This window comes from Mucilaginibacter sp., from assembly GCF_028288185.1.
Lineage (GTDB): Bacteria > Bacteroidota > Bacteroidia > Sphingobacteriales > Sphingobacteriaceae > Mucilaginibacter.
On the sequence record NZ_JAQBOF010000040.1, the window covers coordinates 211,400 to 237,654 of the forward strand.

Consider the following 26,255-nt stretch of genomic DNA (forward strand, 5'->3'; position numbering starts at 1 on the left):
TAGTTTAATTTGTTGTTGTGTCCGGCACTTGATTTGGCGCATCCATAATTTGCTCCGGTTTGGGCAGATTTAGGTTTTGCGTTTTATCAGGCACAATACTTTTGATATACCCTTTTTTGATCAGCAACGGAATTATGTGCTTGCCAGCCAGACGTACCGCATCTGCCGATCCTTTGGTCGATTCGATCCTGATACATACAACTATGTTGCCTGTACCCTTTGCCATCGGCGCAAAAAATACGTACCATCCATCATTAATGCTTTCTTTTTTCCAAATGCGTTCAGGCGTACCTGTTTTACCGGCTACACTCAATCCCAGTATTGGCACTTTGGGGGCGCTTTGCTCTATCATAAACTTGGTTATAAGCGCAGCATATTGCGGATCGTTAGCAAGCTTGATACTGCCTTTAACGGGCTGCCCGGCATCGCTTACCTTTAATACAAAACGGTTAGCAACCAATTCGCCATTATTTGCAATGCCGGATACCAATCTTGCAACCGCGGCCGGCGTAGCAATCAGTTCGCCCTGCCCCCAGGCCATGCCCGAAATACCTTTGGCACGCGTGCGGCGTATATTATTTGGGTCGTAACGCGGTTTGGTATTAAACTCGGTTTTACGCCAAAAGTCGCGCCATTTTTCTTCCTGTGTGGTATTATCCGGCTGTTTACCATAAAAGTATCCGCCAACGCCATGCAAAAACATTCCGGTTTTTAAATATAAAGTAGCCATGTCTTCCTGCAACTGTTCCTGATTAGCTAACTTAATAAAGTACACATTGTTTGATTTTGCCACAGCTCTTTCTAACGTTATCACACCTGTTTCATCGGGCTCAATGCCTTTGGTGCGTATACGCTCCCAACTGGCAACCGTAAATTTTTTATCGACAGCGGCTAAACCAAGCTTGTTGAAGGATGCCATGGTAGTTATTAATTTAGCCGTCGACCCCGGTTGCGTGGCATAGGTAAAGCCCAGATCACTTGTGGTGAGCCATTGCGATAGCTTGTTTTGCTCGTTAACCGGCATAGTTAACTGGTCCCAGTTGTGGATAGGCGGCAGCGGATAAACTGCTGATGCCAATACATCGCCGGTAGAAGGCAGCATAACTACCACCGATACCCTGTTATCATAAAGAGAGGTATCTGTCGCTATTGACTTTTGTATCTTAGTTTGCAGGTCGGCATCTACCGTTAACTTTACATCACGGTTGCGGCTTTTAAATTCGGCCACTTTGTTGCTGTTAATACCTGCTATAAGCAACGGCGCCAAGGCGCTGTAATCTTTCTTGCTCACCGACATTTCTTTTACGCCACGCGGTAAAAACCGGTCTTCTTTAAACCTGTTGGCATGGGTATTATAATTGGCTACAGGCATGTTAAAGCCGCGCAATTCTGCCGCGTGCTCATACTCGGCAAAGTAACCGTTAGTGCTTCCGTTAAAAACACCGGTATTAACATCGCCCACCCAAAAAAACATTTGTTCTTCAAACGGGTAGTAACGTGTCAGCCTTTTATGCATTGCCGAGTCCAGGTTATAATTCTGGATGCCCGATGAATCTAACAACCGGCGTTGTTTTTGTATCAGCAGCGGGTTACTGGTGGCCAGTATCCGGCCATCTCGGTCGTAAAGTGTACCGGCCTGTAGTTTGTTCATTAACACCGCAATGCGAGGATTATAGCTAAACATCCGCGCGCCACTTCTGTCGGCTACCAACGCGGGTTTTACTATCCATTTGGCATTGATGAATAAATAGCGCGAAACATTTACTGTAAGCAGCAATATGCCTATACAAGCCATTGCCAAAGCAGGTACAAGATTGTGGTCCTGCTGTTTGGTAATAAAGCTCATTTGTACAGGTGTGCCTTTTACCCGTGATGCTGAAAGTAAAAAACCGGCGGCTATAAAATTTGCAACCAGAGATGAGCCACCATAACTTTCGAACGGAAGCGAAACACCCGATAATGGCAATGCCCCGGTTGAGCCGCCTGCGATCAGCAAAAATTGCACAAATGTGCAAATACCTATGCCCGCGCATAAATAAAATAAAAATGGTGTCCCTGTTTGCCGGCCTATAATAATGGACCGGTGCAGGTAAAGCAAAAATATCAGGAAGATGCACACAATACCAGTCCATCCAAACTCCTCGCCAATAGAGGGCAATATCATGTCGGTATGTGCTTCGGGGATGGTTTTGGCAAATCCTTCGCCTACACCTTGGCCGGTTACGCCTCCGCTGGCCATGGCCCAAAGACCGTTGGCTACCTGGTCGCCGCCGTAAACCTCGTTATCCCAGGCGTCCTGCCATATAGCTTTTCGTTCAACTAAGCGTTGTACCGGCCCGGGTATCAATTTATCAAGATGCGGTATTTTATCGATGGTTAAAAAGCCCGCTATGATGATCAATGCCATAATAGCCGACTCGCTTAACTGTTTCCTTTTGAATGCCGTTATAGTTACCAGCATTATAATAGTGGCTAAAGCAGAAAGCCAAACATTCTTAAATATCCAGGTAATGAGCACATAAAAAATAACCGAGCCTGCCATAAACAGGAAATCGCCCCGCGAAAACGAGAACAGGATGATGAAGGTAAAGCAGATCACCATAGCCGGCCCCAGATCGCCCAATATTAAAAACAGGAATAGTGCGACAGCGATGGATATAACCGCGAACGAGAAGAACGAGAACCGCTTTTTAAAACTGGCGTACTCGCTAATAAAACGCTCGTTAGCGGCAAAAAATCCTGCTAAAAATATGATCACTAAATACTTTACGATCTCGCTCGGTTGAAAACCAAACAGGTTAACCTTTACTCCGCTGCCCTCAGGTCCCGAGCCAAAGCGTATGGTTAACGCCAATAAACCAATGGCGATAACTATCCATGGCCAGCCGTTTGCCGCTCTGCGGTTATTTTTAAAGACTAGTAATCGATAAAGGGTTGAATCGGCTGTGAAGCGGCGCATGTTAAATAAAAGCATGACTATCATACCTGCAAACCCCATTGCAAGGTACATCAATGTGTCTTTAGCCAAAAACCTATCCCGAAGTGGGTCCTGCAGGCTCAGTAAGGTTAAGAAGGACAAGCCGGTAAGTACCATTATAAATGGCAGTATCAATTGGTCGGCGGTGCTGAATTTCCAGTTTAAAATTAAATGAGCCAATGCAAAGCAACCAAAAAAGCAGGCTATGATAATTAAAAAGGATGAGTTAAATTCGGCCGGCGTACGGATAATAAATGACCGTTCTTTTTTAAGTATGCTAAAGTCGCGCGTTGATAATAGCTTGATAGTATGCGGCGAGCGGTTAAAGTTAAAAACATTGTCTTCGTTTAAATTGTCGGTTCCGGCCGAGAAGCCAAACTGGTAACCTGGTTGCAGCGGTAAAATTTCAAACGCTTTACCGGTCGGCAAATTCTTAAAGGTATAGTGGCCCTGGTCATCGGTACGGGCAAACGCTACCAACGATTGTAGGTGCCGTTGCTTTTGCTCATCCAACACATATACTTTTTTTACACCAGTCGTTTGTTCGGTTTTGGTTGATACCAGGTCTATTTCTTCATCGTTATAGGTGCTATCCTGCGGCAACACCAATTGCAACCGCATTAGCACACCTGCAACGGGCGTTTTTTTTTCAAACACCTGCCCGGATATTGAACTGCCTGATAGTCCAACATCGGTAATCGCAGGTAAAAGAGGCGGCTTGATTCGTTCCTCAACAAATCGTAACGAGTCATCGCCGGTATACCCCAGTAACGAGCGCGACACGACTACCCTTTGCTGAAACGATTTGCCCCCCTGGCTCATAGCCATATCGGCGTTAATATTGTATCGTTTTTTATTTAACTCGCCAATGTTTTCAAACTTACTGCCTGGGGTTACCCTATCGGCAATAACTTTTTCAATCAGGTCTATATCGCGCTTGTCCTCAAAATAATATCCTCGTTCTAACAAAGTGCGGACATTTTTTGCCGGGTTTTTTGCATTGAGGTTTACCATTGTGCCGTCTTTTAAACGTTTATCTACATCGGTAAAATTCTTTTGTTCGATATAATATAACCTGCCAAAAAGCAGGGCCAATACAAACCCGATCAACGCAAGGAACAAGCGTTCTTTTTTCCTGCCACCCGATGCTATAATCTCCTGCTCCATTATTTTTGTTTGTAAGCTACAGGAAGCGAGTCGGCCTTAAAGGCTTGCAGGCTGCCGCTAATAAATTTATTGCCTGGGATGGCAAACAGGTTTTGCACCGCTACAGAGCAATTATCAAACTTTACGTTTTTTAGTAACAACGCATTATTATATGCGATGATACCGGTCTTAAAGTTTTTGATGGTTAAGCTATCCAGCATCACCAATTTACATTGTTGAGCAAGATTAAATGCAGCACCGTTATAACCGCTATCGGCAACCATCTCAACCTTCCCTTTGGCTTTTATAAATAGTGTATCGCGTTTTATTAGCATGGCGCGACTAATACTTATTGGCGAAGAAAATACGGTATCAGTAAGTATAAGCAAGTTCCCCTTCAAGCCATCTATGGCATTTTGTAACTTAATTTCGAGGGCGCTCTGTGGTTTACTGCCCATAGGCGTAACCGCTTTGGCAACAACCGTTGTGGTTTGTTTATTTTGCCGGTATTGCCAAATGTTGCCCCCTAAAAAAATAAGAGCTAAAAAGGCTAATAGCGCTACTGTTATTCCTTTACTTTTTTGCGGCATTAGTTCGGTGTTGTCATGTTGTGTAATCGGCGTATGTGCTATAACCGTGTCAGCAGCTATCGGCAGTTCATTTTTTTTTTGATTAGCGGCCGGCATGGTGGCATCATGTTTTAGGGCTTGCTTATCGTTTTTCACTAAAACCACCGTAATGTTATCCTTGCCTCCCTTGGTATTTGCAGCATTAATTAGCTGGTAGCACTTATCTTTTAGCGAAGATCCGTCTGGTGTGATTATCGCGGCAATATCAGAGCTTGTAACCATATCGGTTAAGCCATCGCTGCAAAGCAACAGCATATCGCCCGGCAAGAAAGGCGATTGTCCCGTTTCGATATAATCGCTGTCTTTAGCCAGGTTGGCTTCAAACCCCAGCGCCTTGTTAATTTCGTTTCGTTTGGGATGCGTCATAGCCTCTTCCTCGGTTATCCGGCGCGATTCTTCTAAAAAACCAACAAATGATTGGTCGTGTGATATCTTGATCAATGAATTATCGCGCAGCAGGTACAACCGTGTATCGCCTATATGTGCGTAATAAAACTGGTTGCGTTCAATATCTACCAGGGCAAGTGTAGCAACACAGGCCATGCTATCGTGTTCTTTAACGCGACTCTTCTCGTCCAGTATCTTTTGGTTGGCCTGGTTAAAACAATCTATCATTATCGGGATGATCTCGCCGGCTGGTTTGCTTAACCGTTGCAGTATGGCCTCGCGAGCCAGTTCGGCCGCAATTTCGCCACCCGAATAGCCGCCAACGCCATCAATAACACAGGCAATAATAAATTTACTGCCGACAGTAGCCTGCGCAATAAACGTATCCTCATTATTCTTTCTTTCCTTACCGGTATCGGTTAGCCCGTAAAACTGATCAGCCATTGTTTCGTCGTGAATTTTTGATATCAAAAAAATGAGTAGCTAATAATATAACAACAATAACCAACAAGCCTGCCGATAGTATTTGTGACATCATACCCTTATGATTTAAATATATTAACACCTACTATGCCGTTAAGCAATATCCTTGAGTTTACAGGCAACTCGACCCACGATGGCGAATTAATATCGCTTTTCTCCACCTCATTCTCATTTAAAATGGTGCGCTCGCCAAACGAGGCCAGGTAAAATTTCCCGTCGGATTTGTTTAACCTAATCTGCAAATGCGGCGTATTTACCCACTCGGTTGGTATTTTAAAGATATTTGATTCTTCGCGCGTTTCTTCATCGCCCGATATGATGACCTCATCGTCCTTCATGATAAATTCAACCTTTTTGCCGGCAAACTGCTTTTCGGGCAAGATGGTCTCAAAACGTGCAAAGGTTTTTTTGCGATCATCGACCGGCGCATTCTCATCATATTCCAGGTCATCGATATAAGGTAATTCATAATAGCCTTCACTGTAATAATTAAAACCTTTCAACACATCCTGGCTTACATCAAATGTTTGAGCTATACCTGTTTGTCGGGGTATGAAAGTCACCCTTAAATTCTCTTCTTTTTTTGCACTGCCCGGCAATAGTTTACCCATAAAACCGATATCTCCGCGGGCGTAATCAGGATGAGATACCAAACGGAACACCCATTTAGAACTTGATGGTACCACCGTTTTACCTGCTGCACGGTATTGTTTTAGCTGCTCATAAAACTTTTTTACCGTTTCATTTACGATCAGCCCGAATATGCCCTGTTTGTTGTTCATAAACTCTTGATAATCATCAGAGTTAAAGCTAATAATATATTCGTGGTAAAATACAATACGGTCGGCAAATGATAGCTGGCGAATGGAATCGTTGAATTTATCCATTACATAATTGTAAACATCATCAGGTGTAAGTAACGATTGTTTCTTTTTTCCACTAATGTTTTCGCTGGTTAAAAACCAGTCCTGTAGTCCGATACGTTGCCAGATAGAGGTCTTGGGGTCCATGTAATTAATATGAGGGGGTTAATGTGCTTTGAATAACATAATTACCAGCCCGGATGTTTTAAACTGATAATCATTAATTAGCTAATTAATTTATTGTGTATCTGATGTATCTACCATAGTAGTATCCGGCTCATATCGGTTCTTTTTTGATTTTTGTATTTCTTCGTTAATGGTGGCTCGGGTTATTGAATCGGCAATACGTTTTCTCTCCTTGCCTAAGGCCCGGTTTTTTAGTTGGTTTTCGGTTATGCTATCGGTATGCCTTGCAGCAGTATCTGTTACAGGGGTTAAAGTCGTGTTGTTTTGATTTGCAGGATTTTTAAATAACGAGTAACCCGTATATCCCATAAAACCCATCAGTAATAACATCAATATGGCAAAAACCGGTTTCGACATCCGGATCATATTACTTTGCCCGGGCTGGTAAGCAGCAACCGATTCAACAACAGCTTGCGGTTCTTGTTGCAGTACAACACCTTCAACCTTTAAGCTATCATTTAATTTTATGTTGGCGATGCTGTGCTGTATAATAGCATCGTGCAACTCCATACCATTGGCATACCGGTTCTCCGGCAATTTCTCCAGGCATTTGTAGGTAAGGTTAAGCAGCCATTGGGGCACATCCATTTCCTGCTCCTTTTGTTTTTTTGGCCATCCGGTGGGCAGGTTTTTCTTCCTCAGTTTTAAAATATCTGGTACCGGCGACTCCATGTGAGCTACCATCACCGTATTTCGGGCGGTTTCGCCGTTATCTGCCAGTGGGAACGGAACCGTGCCGGCCAATAACTCAAATAATATTACTCCGTAGCTGTAAATATCTGTTTGGGGCAACATTTTGCCTTCATTCTGTTCGGGCGCCATAAATTCAATAGCGCCGGCATGGCGCATACTGCTTCGGCGTTCCTCGTCTGACATGATGGACAAACCAAAATCCAACAACACATAGTTGCCCGAGTGCACATTAAACTTTACGTTATTGCTTTTAATATCGCCATGCTTAACCCCTACGTTATGGCAATGTTCTAACGCGCAAGCCAACTGATCGGCCAGTTTAACTACTTGTTTCAGGGTAAATATTTTATCGTTAGGTGGCGATATTAGTTCGCCCAAGTCTGGCCCTTCTATAAATTCCATTTCGATAAATGGAAAAGCCCCGCTTTCTGTAATTCCAGAGTTAAGTATTTTTACAACATTTGGGTTGGGTATCTCATTTACTTTTTTTAGTTTATCAACCTCATTAAGGAAATTTCGGTAATTTTTATCATCTGGGCTTTCTGATTGGATAGGTGTGGGCAGAAGTTTAACGGCGGTAATAATAGGCCCGATCCGGCGTCCTTTATAAACAGAGCCCTGTCCGCCCGTTCGCAATGCTCCCATGTTCTCAAGGCCTTCGGTTATAGTAAATACTTTACTCATGCGTTAATAGCGTTATTGTCCTTAATGGCTAACAAATAATTCGGAGTTTAGTTTAGTTAATAGCTAACAAAGTGTGAAAGAGGTGCCTGTAATTAAAGTATCGGCATTAAAAAGAGAATCATAGCACTTTTTTATACCCCGTTTAAATTTTATGGTATAAAAAATGCCCTTATTACCAAATAAGGGCATTTTTATTAATCTTATGGCGAGAGGGAGGGATTCGAACCTATTTTAATTCGTGATAATTTATTTTGTAAAAAATTTGTTTTAACTGTATTTTTAACACATTTGATTAAATAAACCAAAGCTGACTAAACGTATATTACAAAAAATATGCTACCATATTTGCTACCTAATTATTTGACAAAAATTAAATCTGAGGAATTTCATGTATGACTATTTAATTGGTTAATCAAATTTAGCGTGGTTTTTCGCCCAGAAAACACCCAATATCATATCACAACGTGATTGGCGTCATTATTTTGAAACGGTAGGATAACGATTTTTACTATGTAAAAGTAAATTATCAAAACCATGAAAAAACTATTGATCGCCACCGACTTTTCTTCCAATGCAAGGCATGCGGCTGAATATGGTTATCTGCTTGCCAAACAATTAAAAGCGGGTATTTTCCTTTGTAATACTATAACTATACCTGTAGAAATACCTATGGCAGGCTGGGCGACCTGGCCACAGGATCAGGGTGAATTACTATTGGAAGATTCTACTGAAGAATTAAAACGTTTAAAGGCCCATCTGGAACATACTGATCATTCCACAAGCTTCAGGCCACCGGTAGATTATTTAAACGAAGCCGGAACAGTAAGGCAAACGGTAAACGAAGCAGTAGCCAAGCAAAAAGTTGATTTGATAGTGGCCGGATCACATGATCCCGACAGGCTGGGTACTTTTTTATTAGGAAATCATATGCACGAATTGATCGAGTTCACTATTAAGCCTTTGTTGATCATTCCTAATACAGCTAAGTTTACCCCGATCAAGAAAATAGCTTTTGCCACAGACCTGGAGAATCCTGAAAATGACCTGAAACATTTTTATGAGTTGATAGAATTTGCTCGGCGATTAGATGCTGAAATTCTGCTTACGCATATTTATAAGAACGAAGATCATTTATTAAATTTTGAAAAGGGTATTGAAAAATTCTTGTTAGAGATCTCCAATAAAGCTAACTATCCACAAATTTTTTACCGCGTCATTAAACACGATAAGGTAGAGATGGGTCTGGATTGGCTTTGTGAACAAGGCCACATTGATATGCTGGCTATGGTGCATAGGCCGCATGATTTTTTAGATAGTATTTTAAAAGGCAGTCATACTAAAAAGATGGCAAAGCATATTGCTATACCATTGTTAGTCTTTCCTGAAACTAAGTAATTAATTTTTATGACAGATCAGGAATTTGCGATAGCTTATCTTAAAGCGGTTCAAAAAAAGCACGCTTCTTATTTTGAAGAAAGCAATATGAATATTATGAAGTGTGTAAGAATAATAGGAGATAACCTTGTAAGTGTTCATATTATAAATAAATCTCTCCCGGCCGAAATACAATACGATATTGAGGAAATGTTTTGGCAACACTAATTGACAAAAGTTTAACGGAATGTATTGATCTTATACATTCCGGTTAAAATTTGTTTTTACTTAGTCTGTTATAACAATAGTGTTGAGTTTGTTTTCAGATGTTGTTAACGCCAGGAATAAATCTTCCATATTAAAAGTTGCCTGCCAGGGTAGTTTTTCAAAAAGCGTTTTGTAATAATTTAATCCTTCCTGTAATTGCATTTTAAATTTATGCAGGCTTTTTTTCTTCTTTTCGGTAAGGTCTTTAAAATGGTTTTGGATGTCTGTTTTAAGGTAGTCTATATAAAGATCTATTTCTTTTATAAAGATATTTGGGCGCTGCACCGTTTTTAAAAGGTCGATTTTGCCATATATATGCATTACCATTTCTTCGAGCGAATAAATTCTGCTAAAGTAGGTTAGGTTAGGGCCAGGGCATATGGCAACTGCTTTGCTTTCTTTGCGTTTTACTATGTCATACTTAATATAGGTTGATGAGCATAAACCTTCGCAAAGACAGATTTTTTCGGTTATGGCATTAAATTGCTCCTCGTATTCTTCTTGTGGCAAAGCCAATCCTTGGATCTGCTTTATTTTTAGATTTTGATATTCTCTTGAGGCGGTACAGATGGGTTTCTCGGTAAACTCGGTATTGGTACATAAATATTTTTTGGTGCAGGGGCTGCCGGGTCGGCCTTTTTCCAGGCGTTCTAATCTTTGGGTTTCCGCACTGCTTTGTTTAAAATTATTAAATAATATGCCTAATGGTGATGCACCGCTTAAATAAAAATCAGCTTCAGTGGCATTGGTTAACTGGGTTAAAGTTTGGTCATCAACATTAGTTACTTCGGGTACTAATAAAAAAGGGCTTCCCCAACCAGTTCCGTCAAGCTGGTAGTAATCCATCATGAAGTCGTTTTCCTCCGAAGTACCTATGCCGCCTTGCACGCTTATGCGTTGTGCAGGGATAGGCAGTAATTCTAATCTCTTTTGCAACATAGCCGGTTTATAAAGCTCGAAAAGTTCATCGACCATCGTTTCTCTTTTTTGCTTAAACTCCTCCAGTATGGGGCCTAATAAATAGCCCTCAGTCGCAAAAGCATGCCCTCCGCAATTTAAACCGGACTCTACCCGAAACTCTGACACCCATAATCCTTTTTTAGCCAAAAACTTAGCCTGTATTAATGCCGAACGGAAATCACTCACTTTTAAAATAATTTTTTTACTAAACTTACCTTCGCTGTCTGGCAAAAAGCAATCAAAATTTTCAAGGTAACTATATAAACGCGGGTTCATGCCGGCTGATAAGACAACTGATGATTGAAGATTGCTCTCGGCGAACCCGCGCAAAGCGGCAAGCGCGTCTGTGTTTTCATCGCCTAAATATTCTCCATCGGCATTAAAGTTCATCTTATCTACCTTAGCCATAATGTTAACATCAATAGAGCCAACCTTAATGCTACGGCGCAGTATGTTTTGAAAAATTGTTTTACGCTCACCATCCGGATAATCCATCATTAATTCATAGCCCTGTTTTAGTTGAGAGCCATCAGGCAACAATTCAAAGTACCGGCACAGATCATTGTTGAGTACAAAAGGGAGCTTTTTTAGCTCGGCAACTTGTTGGCTAACCAAGCTCTCAACCAAGTTTAAATAAGCTGTTATGCGCCTCGCCCGTGCGTTATCTGCCGATTTTGGTATGGCAATATATTCAATGCCATTTTGTTTGGCGTGATATTCCCTTATGCGCTCAACCAACTCATCATCAACAATAGAAATCGCAGACGAGATGCCGTACCTGGCAACTTTTAATGGCGTATCGATGGAAAAACCTAATCCTAATACCGGGATATGAAATGTATGGCTCATAGTAATAATTTATAGGCCCAAAACTACAACCATTAAAAGCCCCGAAAATTGACGAGCGTCATATTTCGAATTATTTATTACTGTCGATTTGATGACCCAGATCATTTTTAAGGCGTATCGCCATCATTTAATAGACACAGTTTATTACTGAGTTTTACCTCATCAAACACTAAGCAAATGGAAGTACTAATAGATAACACTCAACTTGATTGCGAATTGCAGGAAATGTACATTATAAGCAGTCACTGGAAAACCGATGTGGATTTTGTAAAAGACGAAATAAGGTTTCTAAAAAACACACTCAATAAATACAAAACAGGTGTTATGGATGTCGAGCAAATCAGGATAACTCAATTCCAAAAAATTGTCGACCATGAAGAAGGTAAAATACATGAAGCAGAATCTAAAATATTCGAATTCCTGGAACTGCTGGGGCCGATAGTTAATCATGCAAAAAACGAGTTCGGTTTGGATGTGCTGGGAAAATTTAACGAGTTAGAGACAGATATAAAGTCTGTTACAAACTATATTTTATTAGTTAAACGGCTTGTTTTTTTATTTCTTGAAAAAATAATAAATGCCAAAAAACATTATCAGGCCGCATTAGCAAACAAAAAGCTATTACCATTAAAATATCAGTTATGATCGACATTAACTACACAACTGCTGACGAAGCAGTAAAATATATACTACCTGGTAATAGGGTGTTTATACATGGCGGCGCAGCTACGCCTTCATGCCTGGTACAAGCTATGCAGCAAAGGTGCCCTGAACTTTATAATATTGAACTGGTAAGCATTACCACTTTAGGCGATGTGAACTTTGACAAACCCGAGCATAGAAAAACATTTTATTTTAATTCGCTATTTGTTTCGGCTGCTACCCGGTCTGTTGCCAATAGTGAAGATGGCGATTATGTTCCGGTTTTTTTAAGCCAGATACCTCAACTTTTCCTTAAAAACATATTAACTATAGATGTTGCTCTGATACAGGTATCACCACCAGACGCTCATGGCTTTTGCTCATTAGGTACATCGGTTGATATTGCACGGTCTGCTGTTGAAATGGCAAAGCATGTAATAGCACAGGTTAACCCTTTAATGCCACGTACACATGGCCAGGGCTATATCCATATCAAAAAAATTGATGCAATGGTATGGCATAAATCCGAACTGCCGGAAGTTGATTACTCGACAGACGTTAGCGATGCGGTTAAGAAAATCGGTTACAATGTTGCGTCCTTAGTTGAAGACGGTGCAACATTACAATTAGGTATTGGAAGTATACCAGACCAGGTTTTAAATAATTTAACCACACATAAAAACCTGGGCCTTCATACAGAAATGTTTTCTGACGGAATTATTCCGCTGATAGAAAGAGGCATTATTAATAATAGTCAAAAAAAATTAAACACAGGCCGTTCTGTAACATCTTTTATAACCGGCACCCGCAAATTGTATGATTATGTAAATGATAACCCGGGTATAAGAGTAATGGATATTAGTTATGTAAACGATACGGGAACCATAAGACAAAACCCGAGGGTTGCAGCTATTAATAGTGCTATAGAAATAGATCTTACCGGGCAAATTTGTTCAGATTCTATCGGTACTTATCAGTATTCAGGTATAGGAGGCCAAATGGATTTTATACAAGGGGCCGCATTGTCCGAAGGTGGCAAACCCATTATTGCCTTGCCATCGCAAACAAACAAGGGCATAAGCCGTATAGTGCCATTTTTAAAGGAAGGTGCCGGCGTAGTAACTACACGCGGGCATGTACATTGGGTGGTTACTGAATATGGCATTGTTAACCTGTTTGGTAAAAGCCTTAAACAACGTGCACAATCATTAATTGAAATAGCTCACCCAAACCACCGTCAAACATTGGAAGAGGCTTTTTATAACCGATTTGAAAAAGTGTAAACCCTAAATATCCAAGATCATGAAAACTATACTGGTATTAACAGACTTTACAATTAAGGCAGACCATGCTGCGCATTACGCGTTAAAACTGGCACATAAAATAAAAGCAAATTTATTATTGTGTAATGTGTACCCCGAGCCAGCTGTCATCTCTGCATCGGCCCATACTTTTTGGAATGGTAATGAAAGCGAAAATTTTGAACAGGATAGTTTAAATGATCTTACTGAGTTGGCCGGCCGTTTAAACAAGCAATTAGAAAATACTTGCGATGACGAATTTAAGCCTACCGTAGAGTTATGTAGTAAGGCCGGGCCGTTAACCGATGCTATTAACTATATAGTAGCCAGCAGGCAAATACTATTTGCAGTTATTGCAACCCACAACGCTGATGATTTAATGGCTTTTTTAAATGGGAACCATGCTAACGAGATCATAGAGAATGCTAATTGCCCTGTGTTGGTTTTACCATATCAGTTACCATTTAACGGGTTTAAAAAAATTGCCTTTGCTACAGATTTAGCACATAATGGCACTGATGTTTTGCATAGCTTATACAATATCACCAAATATTTTGATTCGGAAGTGTTAATTACTCATGTGGGTATGGCAAAACTGGCTAAAGTAACAGAAGATTATATAACCAAACGTTTTTTGCGCCAGGAAATAGGGGTAAGTCATTATCCTAAAATTCAATACAGATCGGTACAAAACAAAAGTATTACCGCCGGCTTGCAATGGCTGGCAGAGCATGACGATATAGATCTTTTAGTGTTAGTACACCATAAACGTAATTTGATCCAAAAAATATTCGAGCCAAGCATTACAAAAAAATTGGCTGACCGTTTTGCTAAACCGATGTTGGTTTTTCCAAGCTCTTACGAGCGTGGTAGTGTGCCAATATTGTAATAGTTGTGTGTGTGAGAGTGTGCCTGTGGCCAAGTTGGTCATGGGCATTTTTTATTTAAGGGTCCTACTATAAATAGTTGTAAATGTTTTACTTAAAAAGTGACAAGCATCACTTTAATAAGCACTTCGCATCATTCCCCACCTTGGTTACACAGGGTACTTTTGGTCATAATCAAACACCAAATAAAATGAAAAATTTAAACAGAAAAATAATAGCAATCACCTTTATAATAGCCGCGGTTATTTTGGGTGCAGTGCCTCAAATAGTGAGCGCGCAAAGTACTTATAAATTAACACCTGGTAAAGATGCCACTATTAAGGTACTCGGTACATCTAATGTACACGATTGGGTTTTGACATCATTGGCTGTCGAGAGCCAGGGCGAGTTTAAATTAGATGGCGATGGCCAACTTCGCGCACTTTCTTCATTCAATTTATCGGTAAACGCTAAAAGTCTTAAAAGCGAGCATGAGTCTATGGATAACCGGACCTACAAAACTATGAAAGCCGATCAATACCCAAAAGTTACTTATAAACTTAGCTCAGCCATCGTAACGCAGACTCAAAAAAACAAATACACCATCAAAGCAACAGGCGAACTTACTATAGCTGGTGTATCGCAAAGTATTGTCATGACAATTTATGCGGTTACTAATGCTGATAACACCATTACATGTACAGGATCTGAAAACTTAAAACTAACTGATTACAAAATTGACCCGCCAAGCTTTATGCTGGGTGCAATGAAAGTTAAGAATGACCTTACCATACAATTTAATCTTAATTACAAAAGCAATCAACTATTAACCAAAGCCCTTTAAAATAATAACATCATGAAAACTAAAATTTTTACCCTAATAAGCTCATTGGCCCTAGGCTTAATGGGTGTGGTTCCTTTAACAGCAAATGCACAGGAGGGACAAATTCAATACTATCGGCCTAACAACAAACAAGGTATAAATGTATTTGAAACCAGTAAAAAAGACACCGTAAAATTTAGCGGCCTTAAAGTAAAAATTGGCGGTGGTTTTACGCTGGCATATCAAACTTTAAAAGCATCAAATACGGCAACGGCACTTACAAAAACTGTAGGCACGTCAACAGGTAATGTAAATGCAATTACACCAATATATAATGGATTTAATCTGCCAATGGCAAATATGGCTTTTGATATCCAGTTAGCTGATGGCGTACGTTTAAACCTAACCACTTACCTGGCAACCAGGCACCACGAAGATTCTTGGGTTAAAGGCGGGTACTTGCAAATAGATAAAATGCCTTTCTTACACAGCCCGTTGGTTGATGACATCATGAAGAGTATAACCTTTGTAGTAGGCCAGTCAGACGTTGACTATGGCGATCAGCATTATAGAAGATCTGATGGTGGTAATACTATTTATAACCCTTTCGTAGAAAATTATATTATGGACGAGTTTGCTACCGAAATAGGTATGCATGTTTATTACAAATGTCAAAAAACAGGCCTGTTTGCAATGGGCGCCATTACAGATGGTGAATTAAACGCGGTTACCATTGCCCCAACTAAAATTGACGCAAAAACGGGCCAGGTTAATAAATATCCGCCTGCATTTATTGGTAAATTAGGTTTCGACAAACAACTTACTCCTGATTTTAGGTTAAGAGTTTCAGGCTCAGTTTATTCAGTAAACAGTGCTGCAAGCAATACCTTATTTGGCGGCGACCGTACCGGCTCAAACTATTATAATGTTATGTCAAACCCAACCACTGCGGCAGGCAGCGTACTTACACAAGCGGTTGATTATAATGCTTTTTCAGGAAGGTTTAACCCGGGCTTTAGCCAGGAGAACCATAGTTTAATGGGCAACTTGTTTTTGAAATATCGTGGCCTTGAACTTTTTGGAACAATAGAATCTGCAAAAGGCAGAACTATTACCGAAACAGCAAATCGCGGAGCAAAACAATATGCAGCTGATGTGATATACAGGTTCCCTGCTGAAACTGAAAACTTTTGGGTAGGCTATCGCTACAACACCGTATCAGCAACAATTGTGGGCAATACTACCGATGTAACTGTTAGCCGTTCTGCCGCTTCAGCCGGATGGTTCCTTACCAAAAATGTTATGATGAAAGGCGAATGGGTAAGCCAGCAATACAAAGATTTTGACGCTACAAATATCTTAAATGGCGGCAAGTTTAGCGGTTTGGTTATACAGGCAGCCATATCATTTTAATACCTTAAGTGACTATTGAACAAGACCCCTAACTGCGAAGTGAGGGGCCTTGTTTTTAATCTCTTTTATTAATCATTAACATGAAAAAAATAATTGTTTCGGGTTTTATTACCGGTTGCATACTGTTTGTATTTAGCTATGGCGGCTTATACCTGGCAGTAAAGTATTTCCCATCGTTATTTACAGAATATTTTAACCCGCTTTTTAATTCAGACGGTAGCCGCGATGTGCTTTTTTACATGCATGCGTTCATCTTCAGTTTCGCATTATCATGGTTTTGGGACAGGTTTAAAACCCTGTTTAAGGGCATGTTTATTTTACGTGGGATAGAGTTTGGCCTGGTGTACTCGATCATTGCACTAGTACCGGTAATGTGGATCTCATTTAGCGCGCTGGATATTACTGTTGCAATGGTATCAAGCTGGTTTATTTATGGGTTAATACAGGCCACAGTAGCCGGGATGGTTTTTGCAAAACTTAATCCTTAATGAACCATAAAGTATGATGCACAGAAATATTTTATGGATAACAGTTCTGTTTGTTTTACTTACCGGCTTTGTTAAGCCACGTAACTTTACTGTTGTCACCGAAACAAAATGGCTCATCAGCGAGAGTAGTAGCCTGTCTGTAAACGGTACAACAAACATTAATAAGTTTGCATGTGATATTCCTGCTTACGACCAAACTGATACACTAACGCTGAGTAGGGGGAATAAAGAAATTATTTTATCAGGAGATATCAGGCTTAAAATACAAAGCTTTAATTGCCACAATTCCATAATGACGCATGATTTGCGGAAAACCTTAAAAGAAAAAGAATTTCCGCACCTGCGTATTAGGTTCTTATCGTTAAGCGAGTTCCCCGACTTAACGGCCAAACCAGCAATGATAACAGGCTTTGTAGATATTGAACTTGCAGGTGCAACTAAACGTTTCCAGGTTAAATACCTGGTATCAATTGATGATCAAAAAAATATTCACCTTTTAGGATCCCGGGATGTTAATTTCTCTGATTTTAACCTCATTCCGCCACGGAAGCTGGGTGGTATGATAAAAACCAATGATAAATTGAGCGTTGCTTTCCATCTAAAAATGAGAGATCTTAATTAATACCAAAATTGATGAAGATCACTTTCTTCTCCGCAATCCATCATTCTTTATCATCAAGTATTGAGGCAGTTTTGGATAAAATAATTTCTAATGATTAAAAGCCCTGTTCTTGAAAAAACAGCCTGCTACCATTGCGGCGATGATTGTACAACCACAGAATATATTGTTGCCGGCAAACACTTTTGCTGCCATGGCTGCAAAAGTGTTTACGAGGTATTATCAACAGATAACCTTTGTAATTATTATAGCTACAATGAGCACCCGGGCATAACCCGTAAGCAAACCGATAAGCGCTTTGATTATTTGAGTGACGAAACCATAGCGAGTGATCTTATTGACTATCGCGACAAGCATATTACAATAGTAACCTTTTACATTCCCCAGATCCATTGCAGCTCGTGCTTATGGCTGCTGGAGAAACTGAACAAGATCAATCCTGCCGTGCACAATTGCCGGGTAGATTTCTTGAAAAAGCAGCTTAATATACATTACGATCACGAAAAATTAAACCTGCAGCAATTGGTAGAGCTTTTAGATAATATAGGCTACGAGCCGCTTATAAGCCTGCAGGATGTTATAAAAAAACAAAACACTGCCGATAAGGATAACCTGGTGTCAAAAATAGCCGTTGCCGGCTTTTGTTTCGGCAACGTTATGTTATTAAGCTTTCCCGAATATTTTGGTTTATCGAGTTTCGAGCAAACATTTAAACACTTTTTTGGCTGGATAAATATTTTATTTTCTTTACCCATAGTGCTGTATAGCGGCACCGGATATTTTGTTTCGGCCTGGCAGAATTTAAAAAACAGGGTGTTGAATATTGACTTTCCGCTCGCGCTTGGTATTGCGGTTTTATTTGGCCGCACGGTTTTAGAAATATTTACCCATACAGGTGCCGGTTTTGCCGATACCCTTTGCGGGCTGGTGTTTTTCTTATTGGTAGGCAAATTCGTTCAGAAAAAAACATACCACCATATTTCGTTCGAGCGCGATTACCGGTCGTTTTTCCCGGTGGCGGTACATATTATTGAAAATGGGATAGAGAAACCTGTGCCACTCGGCAAGTTGGGTATTGGTAACAGAATGGTGATTCGTAACAATGAAATCATCCCTGCCGATGCCATTTTGTTAAAAGGGGAGGCTTTGGTTGATTTTAGCTTTGTAACCGGCGAAGCTATACCAGTAAGCAAAACTCTTGGTGAGATCATTTATGCAGGTGGCCGCCAAACTGGTGAAGCTATTGAATTGGAAGTGGTTAAGACTGTATCGCAAAGCTACCTTACGCAATTATGGAACAATGAAGCGTTTACACGCAAGCAGGATAAACGTATGCAAACTTTTAATGAGAAAATGAGCAAATACTTTACCATCGTTTTGCTATCGATAGCATTTGCAACCCTTATTTTTTGGCTGCCCACAGATGTAAGAAGAGGGTTTGCCGCATTTACGGCTATATTAATAGTAGCATGCCCATGTGCATTGGCATTAAGTACGCCATTTACGATGTCGGCAGCATTAAGCACTTTTGACCGTAACCGTTTTTATTTAAAAAATGTAGCGGTGGTTGAGCAGTTAGCCGCAATTGACAGCATTGTGATGGATAAAACGGGTACAATAACAACAGGCACGGTTAAGAACATAAAATTAGAAGCCGTTTTAACAGATGAACAAAAACAACTGGTTTACAGTCTTTGCAGTAATTCAAGCCACCCGCTAAGCCGTATAATTTGCCTTTACCTGGGTAATATGGATCAGCTTGCTGTAAACGGATATAATGAGATTGCAGGCAAAGGGATACAAGCCCATATCAACGGACACTTTGTAATGGCAGGTAGTGCCGATTTTATACTGGAGTGCAGCGACCATTCCCCGGTTCATACAATGGTTCATATTGCTATTGATGATAAGTATATGGGCTATGTTGCATTCTCGCTTAGCTATCGCGATGGAATGAAAAATATTGCCGCATTATCAGCCAGTTACGATGAGTATTTACTTTCCGGCGATCAGGATCATGAAAGGGAAGACCTACAGGAGTTTTTCCCCAAGGCAAATAGCATGTACTTTAATCAATCGCCACAAAGCAAGTTAGACTTTGTGCAGTCACTGCAAAAAAACGGCAGCAAGGTAATGATGATTGGTGACGGGCTTAATGATTCGGGCGCTTTAAAGCAAAGCGACCTGGGTATAGCAGTTACAGATAATGTAAACAACTTTTCGCCCGGCAGTGATGCTATACTCGATGGAAAATCGTTTGATAAATTGCCGGTTTTTTTACGTTTCGCTAAAGACACCATCGCCATCATTCATTTTTCTTTTTTTATATCCTTAACCTACAACCTGGTTGGTTTAAGTTATGCCGTAACGGGTAATTTATCACCATTAACGGCCGCTATATTAATGCCGTTAAGTACCGTTACCATTATTTCGTTTACCAGCCTGGCCACACATTTCGCTGCAAAAAAACGACAATTAATATGAACATACTTTATTTCCTGATAGGGTGTAGCGTAGTGCTAGCGCTTGGCTTTTTGGGCGCTTTTTTCTGGGCACAGGGCAATGGGCAAAATGATGACCTGTTTACGCCCTCAATGCGTATGCTTATAGAAGATGATGAGGAAACGCCGGACGAAACGCCGCCGTCAATCTAAAAGTGACACCAATCACTTTTTTGCTTAACTGTCATCATTCTGTCACACCGCTAACCGCAATATTTTTACGCCTATAAAAAGATACTTAATATGCAGCCTGAAAAATTTTATTATGACAACAAGATCGTCCGTGACTTTGGTATAGCTACGGTGTTATGGGGTATTATTGGTATGACAGTAGGTTTAATAGCAGCCATACAACTTTACCATCCTGGCGCCAATATGCACAACCAGTACACCACCTTTGGGCGGATACGCCCGTTGCACACTAATGCGGTGGTTTTTGCATTTGTGGGTAACGCCATTTTTATGGGGGTGTATTATTCGCTTCAACGGCTGCTTAAGGCACGGATGTTTAGCGATGCATTAAGCAATATACATTTCTGGGGATGGCAGCTCATCATTGTTTCGGCTGTAATTACGTTGCCGTTGGGCCTAACTACCTCGCATGAATATGCCGAACTGGAGTGGCCTATAGATATAGCAATTACCGTGATATGGGTGGTGTTTGGAATTAATATGTTCGGTACCATATTTAAACGCCGCGAGCGCCACTTATATGTTGCTATTTGGTTTTACATAGCAACATTTGTTACTATAGCTGTACTACACGTTGTAAACTCGTTCGAGTTACCGGTATCTGCTTTTAAAAGCTATATGGTTTATGCTGGTGTGCAAGACGCGCTGGTGCAATGGTGGTACGGACATAATGCGGTTGCATTTTTCTTGACTACTCCTTATTTGGGCATGATGTATTACTTCTTGCCTAAAATGGCTAATCGACCTATTTATTCCTACAAACTAAGTATACTTCACTTTTGGGCGCTGATATTTATTTATATCTGGGCCGGCCCTCACCACCTATTATACACCACATTACCTGGTTGGGCACAATCATTAGGTGTTGCGTTTTCTATTATGCTGATAGCTCCAAGCTGGGGTGGCATGATAAACGGATTATTAACACTTCGTGGCGCCTGGGATAAGGTGCGCGATGACGTTATTCTGAAGTTTATGGTGGTTGCATTAACCGCCTATGGTATGGCCACTTTTGAAGGGCCAATGTTATCCTTAAAACAAATAAACAGCATTGCCCACTTTAGCGATTGGATCATAGCCCATGTACACGTTGGTGCATTGGGATGGAATGGATTTTTAACATTCGCTGTTCTGTATTGGTTAATTCCGCGCATTTATAAAACCGAATTATTCTCGAAAAAACTGGCCTCATTCCACTTTTGGGTAGGTACCCTGGGTATTATTTTTTATGCCGTACCCATGTACTGGGCCGGCTTTACCCAAAGCCTTATGCTAAAAGAGTTTACCCCTGAGGGTATGCTTAAATATCCAAACTTTTTAGAAACCACATTGCAAATATTACCAATGCATATTATGCGGTCAGTAGGTGGCGCCATGTATTTATTAGGCGTTATTGTGATGGCTTACAATCTTCTAAAAACCGCAAAACAAGGCAGCCTTGTGGCCAATGAAGCCGCACAAGCTATGCCGCTTGAGCCGGTACATACAATAGCGAGAGAGTCTGGCTGGCACCGCAGGTTAGAGCGTAAACCTATACAGCTAATGATAGCGGCTTTAATAGTAATATTAATAGGCACTTTTGTAGAGTTAATGCCCACATTAACCATCTCATCAAATATCCCAACTATAGCAAGCGTAAAACCTTATACATCGTTAGAGTTGCAGGGGCGCGATCTTTACATCCGAGAGGGTTGTTCAAATTGCCATTCGCAAACAGTAAGACCGTTCAGGTCTGAAACCGAACGTTACGGCGAATACAGCAAGGCCGGCGAGTTTGTATACGATCACCCATTTCTGTGGGGATCAAAACGTACGGGGCCGGATTTGGCACGCATAGGTGGCAAGTATGGTAATGCCTGGCACTATAATCACCTGATGGATCCAAGGTTGATGTCGCCCGGAAGTATTATGCCGGAATATAGCTGGCTGTTAACCCAAACACTTGATACTACCACAACCCGAGCTAAAATACATGCCATGCGCACATTAGGTGTTCCATATCCGGTGGGTTATGAAAACTTAGCTAATGCTGATTTGGATGAGCAGGCAAAAGCAATTGCCGGTGATTTGGCTAAAGACCATATCAAAATAAAAAGTGATAAAGAAGTAATAGCCATAATAGCCTACCTGCAACGCTTAGGTATGGATATAAAAGCAAATAAAACCGATAAAAATTAAGATCATGTTTAAACAATTCACAGAAAATATTTCGGGAAATCAGGTGTACCTGCTTTTCTCGCTGGGTATATTCCTTGTATTCTTTATAGTAGTTGCCGTCATACTTTTTCGGCTTAAGAAATCGCACGTTGATCACATGAGCGATATGCCACTACATGATAGTCAAATTGGTTCATCTAATACCTTACTAAAATGAAATATCAACGTGTTATTTTATTGTTTGCCTTGTTGTTTACAGCTGGCCCAACCATGGCTGCTAATGATAGCCTGATACCAGGCGATTTAATGAATTATATAGGCTACGGGGCGGTGGTATTTATGTTATTACTTCTTATAATAGTTTTACTGGTGTTGTTAAAAACTACCAAAATACTAACTCGCATTATTCTAAAATCAGAAGGATATACTGAGCAAGAGATCAAAAAGCAATTAGCACCAGAAAAAGCCCCTGCGAAACCCAAAGGCAATGTTTGGATTAAACTGATGTCATTACGTCCTTTATCTGAAGAAAAAGATATGATAATGGAACATGAATATGACGGGATCCAGGAACTGGACAATCCAACCCCTGCCTGGTTTATGTACCTGTTTTACGGCACCATCATTTTTGGGATAGGATACCTTTTAAACTATCATGTTTTCCATACCGGCCAGTTACAATACGCTGAGTATAAAACAGAAGTTGCACAAGCCGATATTGCTAAAAAAGCTTTTTTAAGTAAAAGTGCTAATCGTGTAGATGAAAATACGGTAAAGTTGGTATCAGATCCGGCCGTTATTAGCGCGGGCCAGGGTATATTTAAAACTAATTGTGTGGCTTGCCACGGCGATAATGCGCAAGGCATGGTTGGCCCGAACTTAACAGATGACTTTTGGTTACATGGCAGTAAAATAAATGATCTGTTTAAAACTATAAAATACGGCGTGGCCGCCAAAGGTATGCCTACCTGGGAGAAGATCTTATCGCCCAAACAAATAGCGGACGTGGCCAACTATGTAAAATCATTGCATGGTACAAATCCGGCTGGCGCTAAAGAACCCCAAGGCACTAAAGAAACGGATAGCAAACTGGCGTCAAACTAAAATCATGAGCGGATTATTGGCAGGGAGCGGATCGGGAGAAAGAAAGTGGCAATACCCGCTTATACGCAAAGGTGTTTATTATAAATGGCGTAACTGGTTAAGTTACGCCTATTTAATATTCTTCTTCGCCGGCCCTTTTTTACGAATTGGCGGACAGCCTTTTTTACTGCTTGACTTTGTTAATAAGCACTTTGTAATATTAGGACAAGCTTTTTGGCCGCAGGACATATTTCTGTTTATGCTGGCATCGTTAGTTTTTATAGTCTGTGTGGTGTTGTTTACCATCGCATTTGGCCGTATGTTTTGCGGTTGGATATGTCCACAGACCATTTTTATGGAGATGGTATTCCGCAAGATAGAAATATGGATAGAAGGTGATGCTAATAAGCGCAAAAAGTTAGATGCGGGCCCATTGACAAATGAAAAGCTATTTAAAAAAACAGCCAAACATGTGCTGTTTTTTCTTGTGTCATTTTTGATAGCAAATACGTTTCTGGCTTACCTAACCGGCAGCGAAAACCTGATCAAAATAATTGCCGAACCTGTTAACAAGCATTGGGTTGGCTTTGCCAGCATTTTTGTATTTACAACTATATTTTATTTAATATATAGCCGGGTACGTGAGTTGGTTTGTACGGTTATTTGCCCTTATGGCAGGTTACAAAGTGTTTTAATTGATAAAGACACCTTGGTAGTGGCTTATAATGATGTGAGGGGAGAACCGCGCGGAAAGCTAATGCGCGTTTTAGACCCGCTAAACCAAAAAGGGGACTGTGTAGACTGTGGGCTATGCGTTGGTGTTTGCCCTACAGGAATAGATATCCGTAACGGTACTCAGATAGAATGCATAAACTGTACCATTTGTATTGATGCCTGCGATCATGTAATGGACAAGATAAGTAAGCCAAGAAACCTTATTGGTTACTTTTCTGAAAACATGATCCACGCTCAAAAAAAAGCAACGTTTACAAATAGGATGAAAGGCTACGCGGCCGTAATTGTATTGCTGATTGGTGTTTTATGCTATTTTATTTTTAGTCGCAAGGATTTAGATATGACCGTAATGCGCGGGGCGGGCATGCTTTATCAGCAGCAGCAGGATGGCTATATCAGCAATATTTACAATGCGGAGATCATTAACAAAACTAATGGTTTGCAACAGATAACCTTGAAGGCCGAAGATCCTGCAATTAAAATAAAATACATACAGGCACCTGCGATTATAAAGAAAGGCGAAGAAACAAAAGCTGTGTTTTTTGTAATGATACCGGCAAAAAATATCCGGTCGCCTAAAACAGAGGTTAGGCTGCAGCTTTTATTGGGCAACAAAATTATACAGACGGTTACTACATCATTTGTAGGGCCAATAAGCGATTAAAACCATGAATTGGGGAAAAGGAATTGTAGGTGGAATGATCATATTTATGCTGTTTATCATCAGCATGTGCGTTTATATGATCATGAGCCCGGCTGATGATTATGACCATCAGTATTATGAGAAAGGACTATCGTTCAGCAAAGACTATGATAAAGAAATACAAGTTGTAAAAGATCATGCACAGCCTGTAATAATAATCAATAGCATCACAATGCGGTTAGTCTTTAATAAACCCGCCATAGGTAAGATCACTTTTTTACGCCCATCAAACCAATACCAGGATAGGGTCTTTAAAATTGATACTCATGCCGGTCCATTGGTCTATCTGCCTCTTAACTCAATTGAAAAAGGAAAATGGCGATTGCTAATTGAATGGGAAAGTGAACGTAAGTTGTACATGTTTCAAAAAGAAGTATTTATAAAATGAGCGCTAATTGGATAGCTTTCTTTATTGGATTGTTTGGCAGTGTGCATTGTATTGGCATGTGTGGGCCACTGGCTTTTGCAATACCTACTCTTAATGCGCGTTGGTGGCTAATAATTGCCGACAAATTGCTTTATAACATAGGGCGCGTTATTACTTATTCGTTTTTAGGCTTATTAATTGGTTTTATAGGTAAGCAGCTATGGTTATTAGGTTTACAGCAGGGGGTAAGCATACTTGCCGGCGTATTGGTGATTATGGCGGCTATAACAAGATTGTTAAAAATACGCGTTGCCAATAATAAGGCTCTGTCTGTTTTATTTACACCCATTAACAAATCATTACATTATGCTTTACAGCACAAAGCCGGCCATTTTATTGTTGGCTTGTTAAACGGCTTTTTACCATGCGGCTTTGTTTATATTGCGTTAATAGGCGCGGTAAATACGCCATCGTCCATATCCGCGGCGCAGTTTATGCTGTGCTTTGGATTTGGGACTTTTCCGCTGATGTTATTAGCTACCATTGGCTCGGGCTTTGTTGGTCCGGTAATTAGGCGCAGGATAAATAAGGCCATGCCTTATTTAATGATATCCCTGGGCTTTTGGTTTGTTCTGAGAGGGATGAATTTTAATATTCCATATTTAAGCCCTGCAAAGCAACAATCAGGGGTGGCCATTTGTAAATAAAATTATGTTAAAGCACTAAGCGAACATATAGGCTATAATGTTAAATTAGCCTAGCTATTTGGCTTAACGGCTGGCTTTGTTAACGCTGCCGGCTTTTGGGCTTTCTAGGTTTTAACAACTAATGTTACCGGCCATCCGGCGCTATTTGCAGAATGTATAC

Annotated in this window: 21 protein-coding genes; 16 read left to right on the forward strand and 5 right to left on the reverse strand. The window is 40.5% G+C overall.

Annotation, left to right across the window (positions count from 1 at the left end; translation table 11 throughout):
• Positions 1-4: 4 nt before the first annotated feature.
• From JWQ34_RS18675 to JWQ34_RS18690, 4 genes are all read right to left on the reverse strand, one after another.
• Positions 5-4,144, reverse strand: coding sequence for an FtsW/RodA/SpoVE family cell cycle protein (locus JWQ34_RS18675; protein ID WP_299359985.1), 4,140 nt, complete (start codon positions 4,142-4,144; stop codon positions 5-7).
• Positions 4,144-5,583: a protein phosphatase 2C domain-containing protein gene (locus JWQ34_RS18680; protein WP_299359988.1), complete on the reverse strand. Its 1,440-nt coding sequence runs from the start codon at positions 5,581-5,583 to the stop codon at positions 4,144-4,146. Before JWQ34_RS18680 ends, JWQ34_RS18675 begins: the two co-directional genes overlap by 1 nt.
• A 98-nt stretch (positions 5,584-5,681) precedes the next feature.
• Positions 5,682-6,632, reverse strand: coding sequence for a hypothetical protein (locus tag JWQ34_RS18685; RefSeq protein ID WP_299359991.1), 951 nt, complete (start codon positions 6,630-6,632; stop codon positions 5,682-5,684).
• 90 nt (positions 6,633-6,722) lie between these two features.
• Positions 6,723-8,048, reverse strand: a complete 1,326-nt coding sequence (locus JWQ34_RS18690; RefSeq protein WP_299359993.1) for a serine/threonine-protein kinase — start codon at positions 8,046-8,048, stop codon at positions 6,723-6,725.
• A gap of 534 nt (positions 8,049-8,582) precedes the next feature.
• Here JWQ34_RS18690 and JWQ34_RS18695 point away from each other — a divergent pair.
• Positions 8,583-9,443, forward strand: a complete 861-nt coding sequence (locus tag JWQ34_RS18695) for a universal stress protein (protein WP_299359995.1) — start codon at positions 8,583-8,585, stop codon at positions 9,441-9,443.
• Positions 9,444-9,452: 9 nt separating this feature from the next.
• Complete coding sequence (locus tag JWQ34_RS18700) at positions 9,453-9,650, forward strand: hypothetical protein (RefSeq protein WP_299359997.1); 198 nt, start codon at positions 9,453-9,455, stop codon at positions 9,648-9,650.
• Positions 9,651-9,710: 60 nt separating this feature from the next.
• Here JWQ34_RS18700 and JWQ34_RS18705 read toward each other — a convergent pair whose 3' ends face one another.
• A complete protein-coding gene (locus JWQ34_RS18705) occupies positions 9,711-11,498 on the reverse strand; it encodes a hypothetical protein (protein WP_299360000.1) in 1,788 nt (595 codons plus the stop codon).
• A gap of 177 nt (positions 11,499-11,675) precedes the next feature.
• Between JWQ34_RS18705 and JWQ34_RS18710 the strand changes: the two genes are divergently transcribed.
• The 14 genes from JWQ34_RS18710 (at position 11,676) to JWQ34_RS18775 (ending at position 26,095) form a co-directional block, all read left to right on the forward strand.
• Positions 11,676-12,143 carry a hypothetical protein gene (locus JWQ34_RS18710; protein WP_299360002.1) on the forward strand — a complete coding sequence of 156 codons (468 nt, stop codon included), beginning with the start codon at positions 11,676-11,678 and terminating at the stop codon, positions 12,141-12,143.
• A complete protein-coding gene (locus tag JWQ34_RS18715) occupies positions 12,140-13,423 on the forward strand; it encodes an acetyl-CoA hydrolase/transferase C-terminal domain-containing protein (protein ID WP_299360004.1) in 1,284 nt (427 codons plus the stop codon). The genes JWQ34_RS18710 and JWQ34_RS18715 overlap by 4 nt, the downstream gene beginning before the upstream one ends.
• A 19-nt stretch (positions 13,424-13,442) precedes the next feature.
• A complete protein-coding gene (locus tag JWQ34_RS18720) occupies positions 13,443-14,330 on the forward strand; it encodes a universal stress protein (protein WP_299360007.1) in 888 nt (295 codons plus the stop codon).
• Positions 14,331-14,518: 188 nt separating this feature from the next.
• On the forward strand, positions 14,519-15,151 hold the full coding sequence (locus tag JWQ34_RS18725) for a YceI family protein (protein WP_299360009.1): 633 nt from the start codon (positions 14,519-14,521) through the stop codon (positions 15,149-15,151).
• A 12-nt stretch (positions 15,152-15,163) separates the two neighbouring features.
• Positions 15,164-16,543 carry a hypothetical protein gene (locus JWQ34_RS18730; RefSeq protein WP_299360011.1) on the forward strand — a complete coding sequence of 460 codons (1,380 nt, stop codon included), beginning with the start codon at positions 15,164-15,166 and terminating at the stop codon, positions 16,541-16,543.
• A gap of 80 nt (positions 16,544-16,623) precedes the next feature.
• Positions 16,624-17,031: a hypothetical protein gene (locus tag JWQ34_RS18735; RefSeq protein ID WP_299360014.1), complete on the forward strand. Its 408-nt coding sequence runs from the start codon at positions 16,624-16,626 to the stop codon at positions 17,029-17,031.
• 13 nt (positions 17,032-17,044) lie between these two features.
• Positions 17,045-17,653 (forward strand): YceI family protein, encoded by a 609-nt coding sequence (locus JWQ34_RS18740; protein WP_299360017.1) that lies wholly within the window; start codon positions 17,045-17,047, stop codon positions 17,651-17,653.
• A gap of 90 nt (positions 17,654-17,743) precedes the next feature.
• Entirely contained in the window at positions 17,744-20,134 is a 2,391-nt protein-coding gene (locus tag JWQ34_RS18745; protein WP_299360020.1) for a heavy metal translocating P-type ATPase metal-binding domain-containing protein, read from the forward strand.
• Entirely contained in the window at positions 20,131-20,304 is a 174-nt protein-coding gene (gene ccoS, locus JWQ34_RS18750; protein ID WP_299360023.1) for a cbb3-type cytochrome oxidase assembly protein CcoS, read from the forward strand. Before JWQ34_RS18745 ends, ccoS begins: the two co-directional genes overlap by 4 nt.
• 90 nt (positions 20,305-20,394) lie before the next feature.
• Positions 20,395-22,521, forward strand: coding sequence for a cytochrome-c oxidase, cbb3-type subunit I (gene ccoN, locus JWQ34_RS18755; protein WP_299360026.1), 2,127 nt, complete (start codon positions 20,395-20,397; stop codon positions 22,519-22,521).
• A gap of 192 nt (positions 22,522-22,713) precedes the next feature.
• Positions 22,714-23,604: a cbb3-type cytochrome c oxidase N-terminal domain-containing protein gene (locus JWQ34_RS18760; protein WP_299360028.1), complete on the forward strand. Its 891-nt coding sequence runs from the start codon at positions 22,714-22,716 to the stop codon at positions 23,602-23,604.
• A gap of 4 nt (positions 23,605-23,608) precedes the next feature.
• The gene (ccoG, locus tag JWQ34_RS18765) at positions 23,609-24,982 is read left to right on the forward strand and encodes a cytochrome c oxidase accessory protein CcoG (RefSeq protein WP_299360030.1); all 1,374 of its coding nucleotides are present in this window, start codon (positions 23,609-23,611) and stop codon (positions 24,980-24,982) included.
• A gap of 4 nt (positions 24,983-24,986) precedes the next feature.
• Positions 24,987-25,409: a FixH family protein gene (locus JWQ34_RS18770; protein WP_299360032.1), complete on the forward strand. Its 423-nt coding sequence runs from the start codon at positions 24,987-24,989 to the stop codon at positions 25,407-25,409.
• Positions 25,406-26,095 (forward strand): sulfite exporter TauE/SafE family protein, encoded by a 690-nt coding sequence (locus tag JWQ34_RS18775; RefSeq protein WP_299360033.1) that lies wholly within the window; start codon positions 25,406-25,408, stop codon positions 26,093-26,095. The genes JWQ34_RS18770 and JWQ34_RS18775 overlap by 4 nt, the downstream gene beginning before the upstream one ends.
• The last annotated feature ends 160 nt before the right edge of the window (positions 26,096-26,255 follow it).

Coding starts and splice junctions, on each gene's coding strand:
- JWQ34_RS18675 (WP_299359985.1), bottom strand. CDS start 4,144: ATGGAGCAGGAGATTATAGCATCGGGTGGCAGGAAAAAAGAACGCTTG.
- JWQ34_RS18680 (WP_299359988.1), bottom strand. CDS start 5,583: ATGGCTGATCAGTTTTACGGGCTAACCGATACCGGTAAGGAAAGAAAG.
- JWQ34_RS18685 (WP_299359991.1), bottom strand. CDS start 6,632: ATGGACCCCAAGACCTCTATCTGGCAACGTATCGGACTACAGGACTGG.
- JWQ34_RS18690 (WP_299359993.1), bottom strand. CDS start 8,048: ATGAGTAAAGTATTTACTATAACCGAAGGCCTTGAGAACATGGGAGCA.
- JWQ34_RS18695 (WP_299359995.1), top strand. CDS start 8,583: ATGAAAAAACTATTGATCGCCACCGACTTTTCTTCCAATGCAAGGCAT.
- JWQ34_RS18700 (WP_299359997.1), top strand. CDS start 9,453: ATGACAGATCAGGAATTTGCGATAGCTTATCTTAAAGCGGTTCAAAAA.
- JWQ34_RS18705 (WP_299360000.1), bottom strand. CDS start 11,498: ATGAGCCATACATTTCATATCCCGGTATTAGGATTAGGTTTTTCCATC.
- JWQ34_RS18710 (WP_299360002.1), top strand. CDS start 11,676: ATGGAAGTACTAATAGATAACACTCAACTTGATTGCGAATTGCAGGAA.
- JWQ34_RS18715 (WP_299360004.1), top strand. CDS start 12,140: ATGATCGACATTAACTACACAACTGCTGACGAAGCAGTAAAATATATA.
- JWQ34_RS18720 (WP_299360007.1), top strand. CDS start 13,443: ATGAAAACTATACTGGTATTAACAGACTTTACAATTAAGGCAGACCAT.
- JWQ34_RS18725 (WP_299360009.1), top strand. CDS start 14,519: ATGAAAAATTTAAACAGAAAAATAATAGCAATCACCTTTATAATAGCC.
- JWQ34_RS18730 (WP_299360011.1), top strand. CDS start 15,164: ATGAAAACTAAAATTTTTACCCTAATAAGCTCATTGGCCCTAGGCTTA.
- JWQ34_RS18735 (WP_299360014.1), top strand. CDS start 16,624: ATGAAAAAAATAATTGTTTCGGGTTTTATTACCGGTTGCATACTGTTT.
- JWQ34_RS18740 (WP_299360017.1), top strand. CDS start 17,045: ATGATGCACAGAAATATTTTATGGATAACAGTTCTGTTTGTTTTACTT.
- JWQ34_RS18745 (WP_299360020.1), top strand. CDS start 17,744: ATGATTAAAAGCCCTGTTCTTGAAAAAACAGCCTGCTACCATTGCGGC.
- ccoS (WP_299360023.1), top strand. CDS start 20,131: ATGAACATACTTTATTTCCTGATAGGGTGTAGCGTAGTGCTAGCGCTT.
- ccoN (WP_299360026.1), top strand. CDS start 20,395: ATGCAGCCTGAAAAATTTTATTATGACAACAAGATCGTCCGTGACTTT.
- JWQ34_RS18760 (WP_299360028.1), top strand. CDS start 22,714: ATGAAATATCAACGTGTTATTTTATTGTTTGCCTTGTTGTTTACAGCT.
- ccoG (WP_299360030.1), top strand. CDS start 23,609: ATGAGCGGATTATTGGCAGGGAGCGGATCGGGAGAAAGAAAGTGGCAA.
- JWQ34_RS18770 (WP_299360032.1), top strand. CDS start 24,987: ATGAATTGGGGAAAAGGAATTGTAGGTGGAATGATCATATTTATGCTG.
- JWQ34_RS18775 (WP_299360033.1), top strand. CDS start 25,406: ATGAGCGCTAATTGGATAGCTTTCTTTATTGGATTGTTTGGCAGTGTG.